The 13,007-nt window shown below is 69.3% G+C and carries 14 protein-coding genes; 2 read left to right on the top strand and 12 right to left on the bottom strand.

The features are described 5' to 3' along the window. Positions 1-284: 284 nt before the first annotated feature. From C2R22_RS19440 to C2R22_RS19460, 5 genes are read right to left on the bottom strand one after another with little or no spacing between them, the layout of a single operon-like run. On the bottom strand, positions 285-1,037 hold the full coding sequence (locus tag C2R22_RS19440) for an ABC transporter ATP-binding protein (RefSeq protein WP_103427757.1): 753 nt from the start codon (positions 1,035-1,037) through the stop codon (positions 285-287). A gap of 31 nt (positions 1,038-1,068) precedes the next feature. Continuing rightward, the gene (locus C2R22_RS19445; RefSeq protein WP_216824758.1) at positions 1,069-1,836 is read right to left on the bottom strand and encodes an ABC transporter ATP-binding protein; all 768 of its coding nucleotides are present in this window, start codon (positions 1,834-1,836) and stop codon (positions 1,069-1,071) included. Positions 1,837-1,841: 5 nt separating this feature from the next. After that, the gene (locus C2R22_RS19450; RefSeq protein ID WP_103427234.1) at positions 1,842-2,810 is read right to left on the bottom strand and encodes a branched-chain amino acid ABC transporter permease; all 969 of its coding nucleotides are present in this window, start codon (positions 2,808-2,810) and stop codon (positions 1,842-1,844) included. Continuing rightward, positions 2,810-3,685, bottom strand: a complete 876-nt coding sequence (locus C2R22_RS19455) for a branched-chain amino acid ABC transporter permease (RefSeq protein WP_103427235.1) — start codon at positions 3,683-3,685, stop codon at positions 2,810-2,812. Before C2R22_RS19455 ends, C2R22_RS19450 begins: the two co-directional genes overlap by 1 nt. Beyond that, positions 3,686-5,089 carry an ABC transporter substrate-binding protein gene (locus tag C2R22_RS19460; RefSeq protein ID WP_103427236.1) on the bottom strand — a complete coding sequence of 468 codons (1,404 nt, stop codon included), beginning with the start codon at positions 5,087-5,089 and terminating at the stop codon, positions 3,686-3,688. It abuts the gene before it with no gap. A 173-nt stretch (positions 5,090-5,262) separates the two neighbouring features. Here C2R22_RS19460 and hisG point away from each other — a divergent pair, with 173 nt between their 5' ends. Then, positions 5,263-6,108 carry an ATP phosphoribosyltransferase gene (gene hisG, locus C2R22_RS19465; RefSeq protein ID WP_103427237.1) on the top strand — a complete coding sequence of 282 codons (846 nt, stop codon included), beginning with the start codon at positions 5,263-5,265 and terminating at the stop codon, positions 6,106-6,108. An 11-nt stretch (positions 6,109-6,119) separates the two neighbouring features. On the opposite strand, the gene C2R22_RS19470 is transcribed toward hisG, so the two are convergent. The 4 genes from C2R22_RS19470 to C2R22_RS19485 all read right to left on the bottom strand — a co-directional run bounded on the left by C2R22_RS19470 (position 6,120) and on the right by C2R22_RS19485 (position 9,151). Next, positions 6,120-6,623 (bottom strand): hypothetical protein, encoded by a 504-nt coding sequence (locus C2R22_RS19470; RefSeq protein ID WP_103427238.1) that lies wholly within the window; start codon positions 6,621-6,623, stop codon positions 6,120-6,122. A 103-nt stretch (positions 6,624-6,726) separates the two neighbouring features. Then, positions 6,727-7,695, bottom strand: a complete 969-nt coding sequence (locus tag C2R22_RS19475) for a CPBP family intramembrane glutamic endopeptidase (protein WP_103427239.1) — start codon at positions 7,693-7,695, stop codon at positions 6,727-6,729. Between the two features lie 262 nt (positions 7,696-7,957). Continuing rightward, the gene (locus tag C2R22_RS19480) at positions 7,958-8,329 is read right to left on the bottom strand and encodes a DUF7473 family protein (RefSeq protein ID WP_103427240.1); all 372 of its coding nucleotides are present in this window, start codon (positions 8,327-8,329) and stop codon (positions 7,958-7,960) included. Positions 8,330-8,587: 258 nt separating this feature from the next. Further along, positions 8,588-9,151, bottom strand: a complete 564-nt coding sequence (locus C2R22_RS19485; protein ID WP_103427241.1) for a TATA-box-binding protein — start codon at positions 9,149-9,151, stop codon at positions 8,588-8,590. A 135-nt stretch (positions 9,152-9,286) separates the two neighbouring features. Here C2R22_RS19485 and C2R22_RS19490 point away from each other — a divergent pair, with 135 nt between their 5' ends. Next, a complete protein-coding gene (locus tag C2R22_RS19490; protein WP_173862838.1) occupies positions 9,287-10,249 on the top strand; it encodes a methyltransferase domain-containing protein in 963 nt (320 codons plus the stop codon). A 571-nt stretch (positions 10,250-10,820) separates the two neighbouring features. Here C2R22_RS19490 and C2R22_RS19500 read toward each other — a convergent pair. From C2R22_RS19500 to C2R22_RS19510, 3 genes are all read right to left on the bottom strand, one after another. Then, complete coding sequence (locus tag C2R22_RS19500) at positions 10,821-11,426, bottom strand: protein sorting system archaetidylserine decarboxylase (protein WP_103427244.1); 606 nt, start codon at positions 11,424-11,426, stop codon at positions 10,821-10,823. Next, positions 11,423-12,487: an AAA family ATPase gene (locus tag C2R22_RS19505; RefSeq protein WP_103427245.1), complete on the bottom strand. Its 1,065-nt coding sequence runs from the start codon at positions 12,485-12,487 to the stop codon at positions 11,423-11,425. The genes C2R22_RS19500 and C2R22_RS19505 overlap by 4 nt, the downstream gene beginning before the upstream one ends. Before the next feature lie 61 nt (positions 12,488-12,548). Beyond that, positions 12,549-12,983: an SHOCT domain-containing protein gene (locus C2R22_RS19510; protein WP_103427246.1), complete on the bottom strand. Its 435-nt coding sequence runs from the start codon at positions 12,981-12,983 to the stop codon at positions 12,549-12,551. Positions 12,984-13,007: the final 24 nt, after the last annotated feature.

Below are 13,007 nucleotides of genomic sequence, written 5' to 3' on the forward strand. Positions count from 1 at the left end.
TCGCCCCGGCGAAAACCCCGTCGGTCCCGCGAGGGTTCGGTGGTCGTGTCCCTCGCTCGCACACGGGTTCAACGCGTATTTCGACTCGCGCGCTCCCCCGACCGCCGTGTTGGGACTCTACCGGTCGGAAGGCTGTCCCCCACTGCGGGGAAGCCCGCGACAAACGCAGCGACCGCGGCGTGTCGTACGTCGTCCACGACCCTCGACTCCCGGGGGGTGACGGCGGCGACGGCGGCGACGCCGGTGTCGTCCGTTTTCGGCGCGGAGCGCACGAACCGAACGGCTCAGTCGTCGCGTCTCCCGAGGTAGAGGTCGCGGACCGCGTCGCTGGCGAGTAATTCGTCGGCCGGGCCCTCGAAGCGGTTCTCGCCCATGTCGAGGACGTACCCCCGGTCGGCGACGCCGAGCGCCGCGCGGACGTTCTGCTCGACCATCAGCACGGCCGTCCCCTCCTCGCGGACCCGCTGGACGTGGTCGAACGCGCGGTCGACCAACTGCGGCGCGAGTCCCGCCGACGGTTCGTCGACGAGCAGGACGTCCGGGTCGGCCATCAACGCCCGCGCCATCGCGAGCATCTGCCGTTCGCCGCCCGACAGTGTCGACGCCCGTTGCTCCAGACGCTCTTCGAGGCGCGGGAAGAGGTCGTACAGTTCGGCGCGTCGCCGTTTCGAACCGGAGACCGCAGCACCGCCGATGTCGAGGTTCTCCGAGACGGTCAGATTGGGGAAGACGTTCTCCGTCTGCGGGACGTAGCCGACGCCGTAGTCGACGAGGTCGTCCGTCTCGACCGCCGAGACGTCGGTCCCGCCGACGGTGACCGTCCCCGCCCACAGCGGCAGCAACCGGTAGATGGCGCGCATGAGCGTCGACTTCCCGGCGCCGTTCGGGCCGAAGACGAGGACTATCTCCTCGGCTCGAACGTCGAGGTCGACGCCGCGGAGCACCTGGAGGTCGCCGTATCCCGTCTCGACCCCGCGGACGGAGAGGAGGGCGTCGTCGAGGCGGGGGACGCGGTCGAGGTCGGCCTCGGCCGCCACGTCGGCGTCGGCGCGGGTGTCGCCGTCCACCTCAGCCACCCCCCAGATAGGCGTCGACGACGCGGTCGTTCGCCCGAATCTCTTCGGGGGTACCGGTCGCGAGCGTCGCCCCGTTGTGCATGACGACGACGTGGTCGCACTCGCGCATGACGAGGTCGATGTCGTGCTCGACAAAGAGCACGGTCCGGCCCTCGTCGTTGAGCGCGCGGACCCGTTCGAGTAACTTTTCGGTGAGCGCGGGGTTCACCCCGGCGGCGGGTTCGTCGAGCATGAGGAGCGAGGGGTCGAGCATGAGAACGCGACCGAGTTCGAGGAGTTTCCGCTGGCCGCCGGAGAGGCCGCGGGCGTACTCGTCGGCGAGGTGCGAGAGGTCGAGGAAGTCGAGCGTCTCGGCCACGCGCTCGGCGACGGCGCGCTCCTCGTCGGCGACCGTTTTCCCCCGAAAGAGCGCGTTGAGCGCCGACTCCCCGGTCTGGTTGGTGGCCGCGAACGCGAGGTTGTCGGCGACGCTCATGCCGGCGAACGTCTTCGGCGTCTGGAACGTCCGGCCGACGCCCGCGGCGGCCACCTCGTGTGGGGCGCGGCCGACGACGTCCTCTCCCCGGAGGCGGATTTCGCCCGAGTCGGGCGTGAGTACGCCCGTGACGAGGTCGAACAGCGTCGACTTCCCGGCACCGTTCGGGCCGATGAGTCCCGTAATCGACCCCGCCGGGACCGAGAACGTGGTGCCGTCGACGGCCCTGATACCGCCGAACGTCTTCACGAGGTCCGCGACGGCGAGCGCGGGCGTGGAGTCCACGTCAGTCACTCGTCGTCACCCGCCAGCACGAGTTCGTTCGGGTCCCCGAACAGCCCCGCGGGGCGGAACCGGACGACGAGGATCAGGAGGAAGCCGATGACGACGAACCGGAGCGAGGGGAGGAGCGTCGGCGACCCGCCCAGGTCGGGGAGGTAGCGCGTCCCCTCGCGGAAGGCGACGAGGACGACGGCACCGACGACGGCGCCGAGGTTCGACCCGGCCCCTCCCAGGAGGAGCGCGACCCACACGAGGAACGTGACGAGCGCGACGAACGTGACGGCGACGACGCTGCCGACGTAGTGGGCGTACACCCCGCCGGCGAGGCCGGCGATCATCCCGCCGATGGCGAACGACTTCAGCTTCACGCGGGTGGTGTCCTTCCCCAGAACCTCGGCGGCCTCCTCCGACTCCCGGACGCCCCTCAGGAGGCGGCCGAACGGGGCGTCGCTCAGGCGTTCGACGACGAGGTAGACGCCGACGGTCAGGACGAGCGCGAAAACGAAGTACGCGAGTTGCCACGTTCCCGGTCCGAGGAGCGCCCGTCCGGGTCGGGGGACGCTGTTGAGTCCGAACGTTCCTGCCGTCAGCCACGCCTCGTTGACGAGGACGTCCTCGAAGATGCCCGCGAGGGCGAACGTCGCGATGGCGAGGTAGTGCGTCCCGAGGCGGACGCTCGTGAGGCCGATGAGCGTCGCGAGCAGGCCGCCGACGAGCGCCGCGGCCACGAGGCTCACGGGTAAGCCCCACGGCATCGGCAGCGAGAGCGCGACGGTGTAGTTGGCGCCGGGACCGGGCGGCGGCACAGTGAGAAGCGCGGAGGTGTACGCGCCCGCCGCGAAGAAGGCGACGTGTCCGAAGTTGAGCAGGCCAGTGTAGCCGTAGTGGACGTTCAGCCCCATCGTGAGCATCGCGTAGACGAGCGCGATGGTACCGATACTGAGCAGTGCCACCGCGACGCCCGCGATTTCGACCATCAGCGAGCACCCCCCGCGATGCCCTCCGGTTTCAGGAGGAGCACCCCGACCAGGATGACGAACGCGTACGCCATCGTGTACTCGGTGGCGACGTATCGAGTGCCGAGGCTCATGGCGACGCCGACGACGAGCGCGCCGGCCATCGCGCCGTACGGTTTCCCGATGCCGCCCAGCAGAGTCGCGGCGAAGACGACGACGAGGAAGTCCCACCCCATCGTGGGCCGGAACGGGGAGAACTGGACGGCCAGCAGGACGCCCGAGAGCGCGCCGACGACGCTCGAAAGGAACCAGGTCCTCCGAACCACGCGATCGGTGTCGATGCCGGCGATGGACGCGAGTTCGCGGTTGCCGCTCGTTGCGCGCATCCGCTTACCGAGCATCGTCCGCTGGAGGAGGAGGTGGACACCGAACATCGTCGCGAGGGCGGCGAGGAGGATGCCCGCCTCGACGGGCGTGAGCCGAATCCCCAGAAACGTCCACGGTCGGACCAGCGGGACCGGAAGCTGTCGGGCCTCGGTGCCGGCGACGGCGCGGACGCCGTTGCGGAGAACGAACGCGAGGCCGATGCTCGTGATGAGCAGCGGCAGTGGCCCCCGGTCCGAAAGAGGGTCGTAGAAGACGCGGGCGAGGCCCACGCCCAGGAGACCGACGACGACGAGCGCGACGAGGGACGCGGCGGGGACGCCGACGCCGAACCCGACGACGAGGAGCGCGACGTACGCGCCGAGGGTGAGAAACTCCCCGTAGGCGAAGTTGATGAACCGGGTGACGCCGTACGAGAGCGTCAGCCCCACGGCGCCGACGGCGATGACGCTCCCGTTGACGAGGCCGTAGACGACGGTCTGAACGACGCCCGCGAGCGCGTCGGCGAGCATTCAGAGTTCGCTGGCCGGGAGGGTCGCCACCTGCTCCCACGAGCCGCCGCTCGCCTTCATGATGGCGAAGGGCGAGGAGATGTCGCCGTTCTCGTCGAAGTCGCAGGGGCCGACGAGGCCCTCGTAGTTGATTTCGCTCCCGGAGTCGAGCGCCTCCGCGCCCGTCGCGTAGTTCGTGACCGTCTCGCCGTCGGGAGTCGCGACGGGGCGAATCCGGGCGGCGATACCGTCGCGGGTTAGCTCGCCGGCGGCGGCGAGCGCGGCTCTGGCCGCGAGCGCCCCGATGTTCACCGCGTCGAACGTGTTCTTCGCGAAGATGCCCGGCTCACGGCCGGCGTACTCTTCGAAGTCGGCGGCGAACTCCTCGACGCGACCCGCCTCGACCGCGGCGGGGGAGTCGGCCTCGACGAGCCCCAAGATACCGTCGGTGACGCGCTCGTCGGTGAGTTCGAGGAAGTCGGCGTTGGTCTGGTCCTGCGTGACGAACCAGTTGCCCTCGTAGCCGGCCTGAAACGCCGCGCGGAGTATCTTCGCGCTGTCCTCTGGGGTGCCGACGAGCGTGACGAGTTCGGGGTCCGAAGAGAGCAACTTCGACACCTCGGACTGGTACGAGGACTTGCCGGTCGCGTAGTCGAGAACCGTGGTGAGAGTGCCGCCGAACTCCTCGAACGAGGAACTGATCGGCGCTTTGAACGACTGCAGCGCCGGGGCGTTCCCGACCATCAGGCCCATCCGCTCGTACGAGGAGAGGGTGTTGAACTCCCGGTTGCGGGCGGCCCGCGAGATGGCGCGGCCGCCGAGCGAGTCGGAGGGGACGGTCCGGAAGATGTACTCGCCGCCGACGCTGTCGAGTTCGGTGGTCCCCGCCGTGGGCGTGATGACGGGGACGCCGTTCTCCCGGATGAGGTCGATCACTCCGGTGAAGGTGAGGCTCGTCGGGCCGACGATGAAGTCGACCGCGTCGACGTTGACGAGTTTCTGCGCCGCGGAGACGCTCGCGTCGACCGTCGCCTCCGTGTCGGCCTGGACGACTTCGAGACGGCGGCCGTCGATGCCGCCGGCCTCGTTGATTCCCTCGGCGAGCATCTCCACGACCGGGAGGACGTTTCCGCCGACCCAGTCGTACTCGCCGGTGAAGGGGAGGAGGACGCCGACGGAGACGCGCCCCTCGCTGGCCATCGACCCGGAATCGGAACCGGCCCCGGAGCCAGAGCCAGAGCCAGAGCCGGAACCGGAATCCGCCGTCGACCCGGCGCTATCGGAGTCGGTGCCGCTACCACCCTCGCTGCCGGCGTCGGAACCGGAGCCGGAGCCACCACTGCCGGCACAGCCTGCGAGTCCCGCGAACGCGGCCGTGCCGAGCGCGAGGAACCGGCGTCGACCGCTGAGACGGTTTCCAGCCACAATAGGTCGCACCAGTACCGAGAGGGCTAAAAGGGTTCTCTTCGACCGGAGACGCCGCCGAGACCGCCGAAGACGGACGTCGAGGAGGGGCGTCGATATGGCCCTCGGCGTCCGCACCGACGAGGGCCGCCGCCGGGCGAAAGGCAGTTCACCCGACGGCGTCACGGGAGGGTATGCGCATCGCCGTTCCCAACAAAGGACGCCTCCACGACCCGACGCTGAGTCTGCTCGAACGCGCCGGTCTCCACCTCGACAACGGTGCCGACCGCAAACTGTACGCCGGGACGGTCGACCCCGACGTGACGGTCCTCTTCGCGCGTGCGGCCGACATCCCGGAGTACGTGTGGGACGGCGCCGCCGCGGTCGGCGTCACCGGCTACGACCAGGTGCGTGAGTCGGGTCACGACCTCACCGAACTGGTCGACCTGGAGTTCGGGAGGTGTCGACTCGTCCTCGCTGCGCCCGAGGACGGCGACATTCAGGTCCCCGGCGACGTCTCCGGGAAGACGGTCGCCACGGAGTTCCCGACCATCGCCCGCGACTACTTCGCACAGGAGGGCATCGACGCCGAAGTCGTGGAGGTGACGGGCGCGACCGAACTCACCCCTCACGTAGATATGGCCGACGCCATCATCGACATCACCTCAACGGGGACGACGCTCGCGGTGAACCGACTGGCTATCGTCGACGAGGTGCTCTCCTCGTCGGCACGGCTGTTCGCCCACCCCGACCACGCCGAGGACGAAAAGGTCCAGCAGTTGGTGATGGCGCTTCGGTCCGTCCTCTCGGCGGAGGGGAAACGCTACCTCATGATGAACGCCCCGCGAGAGCGCCTCGACGAGGTCCGGGAGGTCATCCCCGGCCTCGGCGGCCCGACGGTGATGGACATCGCCGGCGACGACCAGGTGGCCGTCCACGTCGTCGTCGACGAGCGGGAGGTGTACGAAGTCGTGAACGAGTTGAAGAACGTCGGCGCGAGCGGCATCCTCGTCACCGAAATCGAGCGACTGGTCGAGTAGGTCGAAGGGGGCTACTCGTCCCCGTCGTGCCCGCCTCCCCCGTCACCGTCGTCGCCGTCGAACGCGTCCGCGACGCCGCCGAGAAGTCCACCGCCGAGGAGTCCACCACCGAGGAGCGCACCAGCGGCATCGTCGGGGTCGAACCCACCCGTGACGACGCCGTCGTGGTATCCGTGGTTGTGGTCGTGGTATCCGTGACTGCCGTACCGCCGCCGGCCGCGGAACGCCCGGCGAACCTCACGGAGGAGGCGAAGCGGCAGGACGACGCACGCGACGCCCGCGACGACGACCGGAAGCAGCGCGGGCGAGACGACGCCGAAGAGGAGACTGGCGGCCTCGCCGACCCCGCCCGCACTCGTGAGCCGAGTGATGAAACCGGGGTTCCGGTACGTCCCGAGCGCGAGGAGTGCGACGACCGACCAGAGCGCGACGCTGAACCACGCGCCAGGTCCCAGGGCGCGCCACAGGGAGATGCGGCGACGAGGGCCGAGCAGTCGAAGGACTGAACGATTCATGTCGCTACGACGACTCGAATCGAGATGAAGCTGTGTGAACCGTTCGGAGTTCCTGCGTGTCGACCCTCCGACCCAGTCGGACGCGACCCGAGCGCCGGTCCGTTCAGTCGCGCCACCGCAGGTCGGGCGCGGTGAGCGACGGGTGGACGGCGAGTACCTGGTACCGGGCGCGGACGTACGCGACGGTGGCGAGGGTCCCGAGGAGGATGGCGGCGACGCCGATGAGCCCCGCCTCGGGGCCGAACGCGCCGCCGGTCCACACCGTCGGACCGCGCTGCGAGACGGCGACGAGGGCGACGTCGAGACCCAGCCCGGAGACGGGGAAGCCGTAGACGCCGCCCTGGAAGAGGTTCCACGTGATGTGGAGGCCGATGGGGATAGCGAGTTCGTCGGTGAGGACGTAGCCGAGCGCGAGCATGACGCCGGCGAGAGAGATAGACAGCGCCGAGACGAGCGTCGCGTTCGGGTTGCCGAGGTGAAGCGCGCCGAACACCACCGAGGAGAGCAACACGGCGACGGCCGTCGCGCCGCGGTCGCCGAGCCAGCCCGTGAGCCCCTCACAGACGTTGGTCAGGAGGTAGCCCCGGGCGAGCAGTTCCTCCTGAACTCCGACGACGAGAAAGAGGACGAGAATCGCGGCGAACCCGGCGGCGAAGCTCCCGCTCGACGAGAAGGTGCCGGTGACGACGACCCAACCGAGCGCGAGTTCCACCAGGAACACGAGCGTCATGAGGGCGGCCCCCAGCGCGAGGCCGAAACCGAGGTCGAGCCACCAGTCGCGGTCGACGCCGAGGCCGAAGTCGGAGAGTCGACGCCGGTCGACGACCCAGCCGACGACGGCGATGGCGACGGCGCTCGTCGCGCCGGAGACGACGGTGACGACGGCGACGAGCGAGAGGCTCTCGACGAGGAGCGAGTCGAGCAGGGGCTGGAGGGGCGCGAGGACGAGTCCCGTCACGACGAGAACGACGCCGATGACGACGACGCCGACGATGAGTCGCCACGGTGCGCGCGGGCGGCGCTCGTCGGCGTTCCAGAGGAGGCGTTTCACGGAGGCGAGTGGGGAAGCCATCGCTGTATCGGGGTGTGCGTGTGTGGGTCACTTCAGTACACGGGCTTGGACGGCCTGTGTGACGACGTGGGGTTCGGCGGCGGCGAGACTGGCGGGGCGAGCGAACGCAGTGAGCGAGTCGGCTGGGGAGGGGGAGGCCGCGGTTCGTCGCGCCCGCGTCCCGCGTGGTCGGGACAGTCGTCACCGCACCCACGCCGACGGCTCCATCCCCGTCCACCGCGACGTCGCTCCCCCGCACAGACGCCCGACGCTGCCGAACGCGTCACCCGGGTGCGCTCTGAATCAGCGCGAGGAGTCCGAAAACGATGACGCCGAGGATGATGCTGACGACGGCGTGGATGAGCGTCAGATACGCCGTGAGTTTGTTCGACTGCCGGTAGACGTACCGGAAGAGGCCGAAGTCCGCGGCGAGCGCGAGCGGCAGTGCGAGCGCGGCCGGCCACGAGAGCGCGACGAAGACGAAGCTGATGGCCGGAACGGCCGGTCCGACGGCGAACGCCCGCTTGATTTCGACGTCGCCGAGGACGTTCCTGGCGGCGAGGTGCGCCGTGACGGTGAAGAAGAGCGCGAAGAGGGCGAACGTGCCAGCCACCTGTGCCGGACTCCCGGAGGGCACGGTCTGGAGAACGACCATAGCGGAGGGACGGACGAGAGCGCCTTAGGTCCGACTATCTCGTGTCGTCACCGCGAGGGAGGTAGAGGTGACGGTGGAGGTGGAGGTTGAGGCGGGGAGCGGTCGAGAGCGAAGCAGCGCGCAGGACGAGGGGAGGGCGTCGAGCGGGAGAGGGCGGAGAGGGCGTCGAGCGGGAGAGGGCGGAGAGGGCGTCGAGCGAAAGAGGAGGGCGAACGGCCCAAGAGGAGGGTGGTGTGACGGGACGGTGTGAGCGGGAGGTCAGCCGTCGAGGAGACCGAGTTCGTCGAGTCGGGAGACGATGTTGTCGACGGCCTCCTCGGCGTCGGAGGGTTCCTTGCCGCCGGTGATGACGAGCTTTCCGCTCCCGAAGAGCAAGGCGACGACGCTCGGGTCGGAGATGCGGTAGACCAGTCCGGGGAACTGCTCGGGTTCGTACTCGATGTTCTCCAGGCCGAGACCGATGGCGATGGCGTTGAGGTTGAGGCTCACGCCGAGGTCCGCCGAGGTGACGATGTTCTGGACCGTGATCTCGGGGTCGTCTTCGACGGGTATCTCGAGTTCGCGGAGTTTGTCGAAGACGATTTCGAGGCTCTCGTGGACGGCGTCGGTGCTCTTGGCGCCGGTACAGACGATCTTGCCGGAGCGGAAGATGAGCGCCGCGGATTTAGGGTTCTGTGTCCGATAGACGAGGCCCGGAAACTGCTCGGGGTCGTAGTCGGCGCCTTCGAGGTCCATCGCGACGCTCTGCAGGTCGAGTTCCTGCCCGATACCCGTCGACGCGACCACGTTCTCGATGTTGATGGTCTCCTTTGGGTCCCTCATATATCGGGTTGAACCTCGTCTGTACGATTTAAAAAGGTTGGTGCAGCCGCAGAGATGACGAAACGAAAGACGGAACGGAGGAGGCGGACCGACACGCTCTTTCGCCGGGGGCGTCGACTCCGTGACGTGTACGGGCTGGAACTCGCCGGAACCGACGACGCCTACGCGGCCCACGAAGCGCGCGTGGCTGCGACGGGCGTGACGGTCGACGCGCCCGGACTGGCCGTCGCCCGCGGCGTCGACCGCGAGCGGATACGGGGCCTGGCGTACACCCACCGCGCGGCCGAACTCGTCGGGCACGGGGATGCCAGCGTCGAGAGCGCGCGTGCGCTCCTCTCGGCGGCCAGCATCGACCGGACGGGGAGCGTCGCGGTCCGCGCGCGCGACGTCCGCTCTGCGACCGGCGTCTCGACCCGAGAGGCCGAAATCGAACTCGGGAGCGTCCTCACAGACCGGGGGTTCTCGGTCGACCTCGACGACCCCGACCACGTCCTCTGTGCGTGGTTCTCGGGTGAGACGTGCCTGCTCGGGTGGCAGGTGGCCGAGAGCGTCCGCGACTTCTCGACCCGACAGCCCACCGACCGGCCGTTCTTCCAGCCGGGGAGCATGGACCCCCTCGACGCCCGCTGGGCCGCCAACGTCGCCGGAGGCGGGAACGAGCGGAGAATCGTCGACCCGATGTGCGGGACCGGCGGCTTCCTCATCGAGGCCGGTCTCGTCGGGAGCGAGGTGGTCGGCGTCGACGCCCAGTGGAAGATGACGCGCGGGGCGAGAGAGAACCTCGCGGCGTATCTGGGAGGAGAGTACGAGATACTCAGAGGCGACGCGACCGCGCTACCCCTCAGAGACGACTGTGCCGACGGCGTCGTCGTCGACGTTCCTTACGGACGGCAGTCGAAGGTGGCGACGCACTCGCTTTCGGACCTCGTCTCGGGCGCGCTCGACGAGGCGGCGCGCATCGCCCCGCGGGCGGTCGTGGTGGCCGACCGGTCGTGGGCCGAAGCAGCCGAGGTGGCGGGGTGGCAGGTGGAGGAACGGTTCGAGCGGCGCGTTCACGGGTCGCTGACGCGGCACGTCCACGTATTGTATCGGTCGTGAGCTTCGGAGTCGCGTGCGTCGTGCAGTCCGTGAGAGCTAGTCGAGGGTACCCAGATGCGGCACACGGGCGCGGTGAGCCGCACCCTCGTTCCACCCCAATCGGGCGTCTCCGTGAGAGACTGGAGGGAACGAACGGAGAGCCTGGCGGACTCGTCCGCCGGTGGCTCGCGCGCGGAGGCGCTCGCGGCCCACCGAATGCGGCTTCGCCACTTCGAGCCTTCGTTCGGTTCCCTCACGAAGATCTCGTGCGTTCGCTCGTTCGTGTCACTCACTCGCTCTCACGCGCCGACCACTACCGCGGTGCGGTGGCGCGTGCTGGCGCGACTCCGTGTCGCGCCGGCATCGCGCGAGGGGTGACTGAGTGGCCGAACGGAGTGAGGCCACGAAGGAATCGGCTGGGGAGGGTGTGGCTTCATCGCGCCCGTGCACCGTGCGGTCTCTGTGCTGTTGGCTGAGTTCGAGACGGCGCGAGCGGCGCCCAACCGAGTAGTCTATCCACGCTACACAGCACACGAGCCCGTGCACCCCTGAGGGTGCGACAGAACGCGTGTCACGAGAACTGTCCAGCGCGTCAGACGTCGTCGTCGTCCGGCACCTCTGCGATGACCGTCTCGCCGGCTCTCACGGAGTCACCCTCCTCGACGAGCAGGTGGTCGCGGTCGATGGAGGGAGGGAGGAGAACGTCGGCACGGGAGCCGAACGCGATGTGGCCGAGTCGGTCGCCCTTGGCGACCGAGTCCCCGTCGTGGACGTACGGGACGATGCGGCGGGCGAACCAGCCGGCGATGAGCGACACCTCGAAGAGGCCGAAGTCGACGTCGACGCGCTCGTTGTTCTCCGACTCCTTCGAGAACGCCGGTTTGTTCGCGCCCGGCGAGTGGGAGACGCCGTCGACGTAGCCCTTCTTCGGCGCGCGGATCACGTGGACGTCGAGGGCGTTCATGTAGACGCCGACGCGGAACTGGTCGCCCTCCTCTCTCACGACCGAGACCTTCCCGTCGGCGGGCGCGACGATGCCCACCGTCGGCGGGTGGCGCTCTGGGTCGCGGAAGTTCCAGAGGGCGAACAGGCCGAACGCGAGGAGAAGGGCGGCCAGCGGCGGGAAGACGAAGGTGAAGAGGACTGCGCCGACGAGCGGCGGGAGCGCCCACTTGTGGACGCCCGGAGCGAAGTTCACGCGTGGGCCTCCTCTCCCCAGGCGGTGAGGAGATGCGTCAGGTGGAGGCGGTCGTCGGTCCCCGTGACGAGGTCGTGGTCGACCTCGCCGGCGATGCGGTGGAGGCGGGCGAGGTCGTCGCCACCGATGTCGCTGCGGCGCGCCACTCGAAGGAGCGCCTGCAGGAGGTCGCCGCCCTCGTACCCCTCGTCGTCGAGGAGGGTACCGATGGTCTTGCGGGCGTCGCGGTAGTCGCCGGCACGGGCGTCCGTCAGCACGGACTTGAGTTCGTCGTCGCGGCCGGCCTCCTTGATGGCGCGGTGGGCGGTGTCCATCGTGATTTCGCCCGCCTCGATGGCCGTCGTCTGCGCGCTCAACACGGCACGTCGAACGTTCCCGTTGGCGTAGCCGGCGATGAACTCCAAGCCGGCGGGGTCGTAGTCGACGCCCTCGGCCTCGACGATGGCCTCCAACACGTCCCGGAGTTCGTCCGTCGTCGGCTTCCGGACGGGGACGACGAAGCACCGCGACCGAATAGGGGGAATGAGCCGGGAGGGCTGGCGGGTGGCGATGACGAACTGCGTGGTCCGGTGGTGCCGTTCCATCACCCGGCGGAGCGCGTGCTGGAAGTCCTCCCGGATGGCCTCCGCGTTGTCGAGCAGGATAGTCTTGAACTCCCCGCTGGCCGGCGAGTAGCCCGCGTACTCCCCGACGACGTGGCGGAGCATGTCGCGCTTCGACCAGTCGCGTTTGTACTTGTTCGTCCCGCTCCCCCGCCGGTACTGCTTCGAGAACTCCGTCTGTCCCTGGAGGAAGTGTTCGAACCGCGGGTCCTCGCGGATCTGTTTTTTCGTCCGGTCGAAGAAGTCCGCGACGTTGAGTTCGACGAGGTCCGTGTCGGGGTCGTCGTGGGTCTCCCCCGCGAGCGCGCGGACCGCGGCGGTCTTGCCGACGCCGGGAGGACCCTGCACCACGAGGTTCATCGGTTCGTCGACCGTCCGCCGGAGTCGGTCGCGGACCTCCGGCTGGGGGAGGTCCGCGAGCGCCGGCGCGTGTGTCTCCGTCCAGAGCGGCGCGTCCATATCCGTAGGTGTCGGGCAGGGGCTAAGAATCGGTCGGTCAGCCGGGAGAAGCGGGTCGTCGTCAGGCGGTATCGTGTTCCGTCTCGGTGTCGGCGGCGGTCGACGGTCGGTCGTCCGCGCCCACACGCTCGCGACCCCGACGCCGGGCACGGTCCTCGGCGGCTTCGAGCGTCTCGGTCTCCAGCAGCGCCTCCAGTTTCCGCTCGAACTGCTCCTCGGTGAGGTCCCCGCGGGCGTATCGCTCGCGGAGGGTTTCGAGCGGGTCGTCGCCGGTCGACTCGGACGGAGCCACCGGGGACTCGTCCGTCTCCGACTCGCCCTCGCCCGCGAGGATGCTCACGATGGGGACGACGACCGCGAAGCCGACGACGAACACCACCCAGAACCAGCCGTACCCGAGGAACAGCGCGGTGAGGCCGACGCCGAGGACGAGCAGGGAGGCGACGCCCGTGGCACGGCCGCCGTGGCGAGGGTGCGGAGGGCGAAACGGGCGCATACGGAGAGACCGACGGGAACCGGC

It is taken from the genome of Salinigranum rubrum, from assembly GCF_002906575.1.
GTDB classification, from domain to species: Archaea; Halobacteriota; Halobacteria; order Halobacteriales; family Haloferacaceae; genus Salinigranum; species Salinigranum rubrum.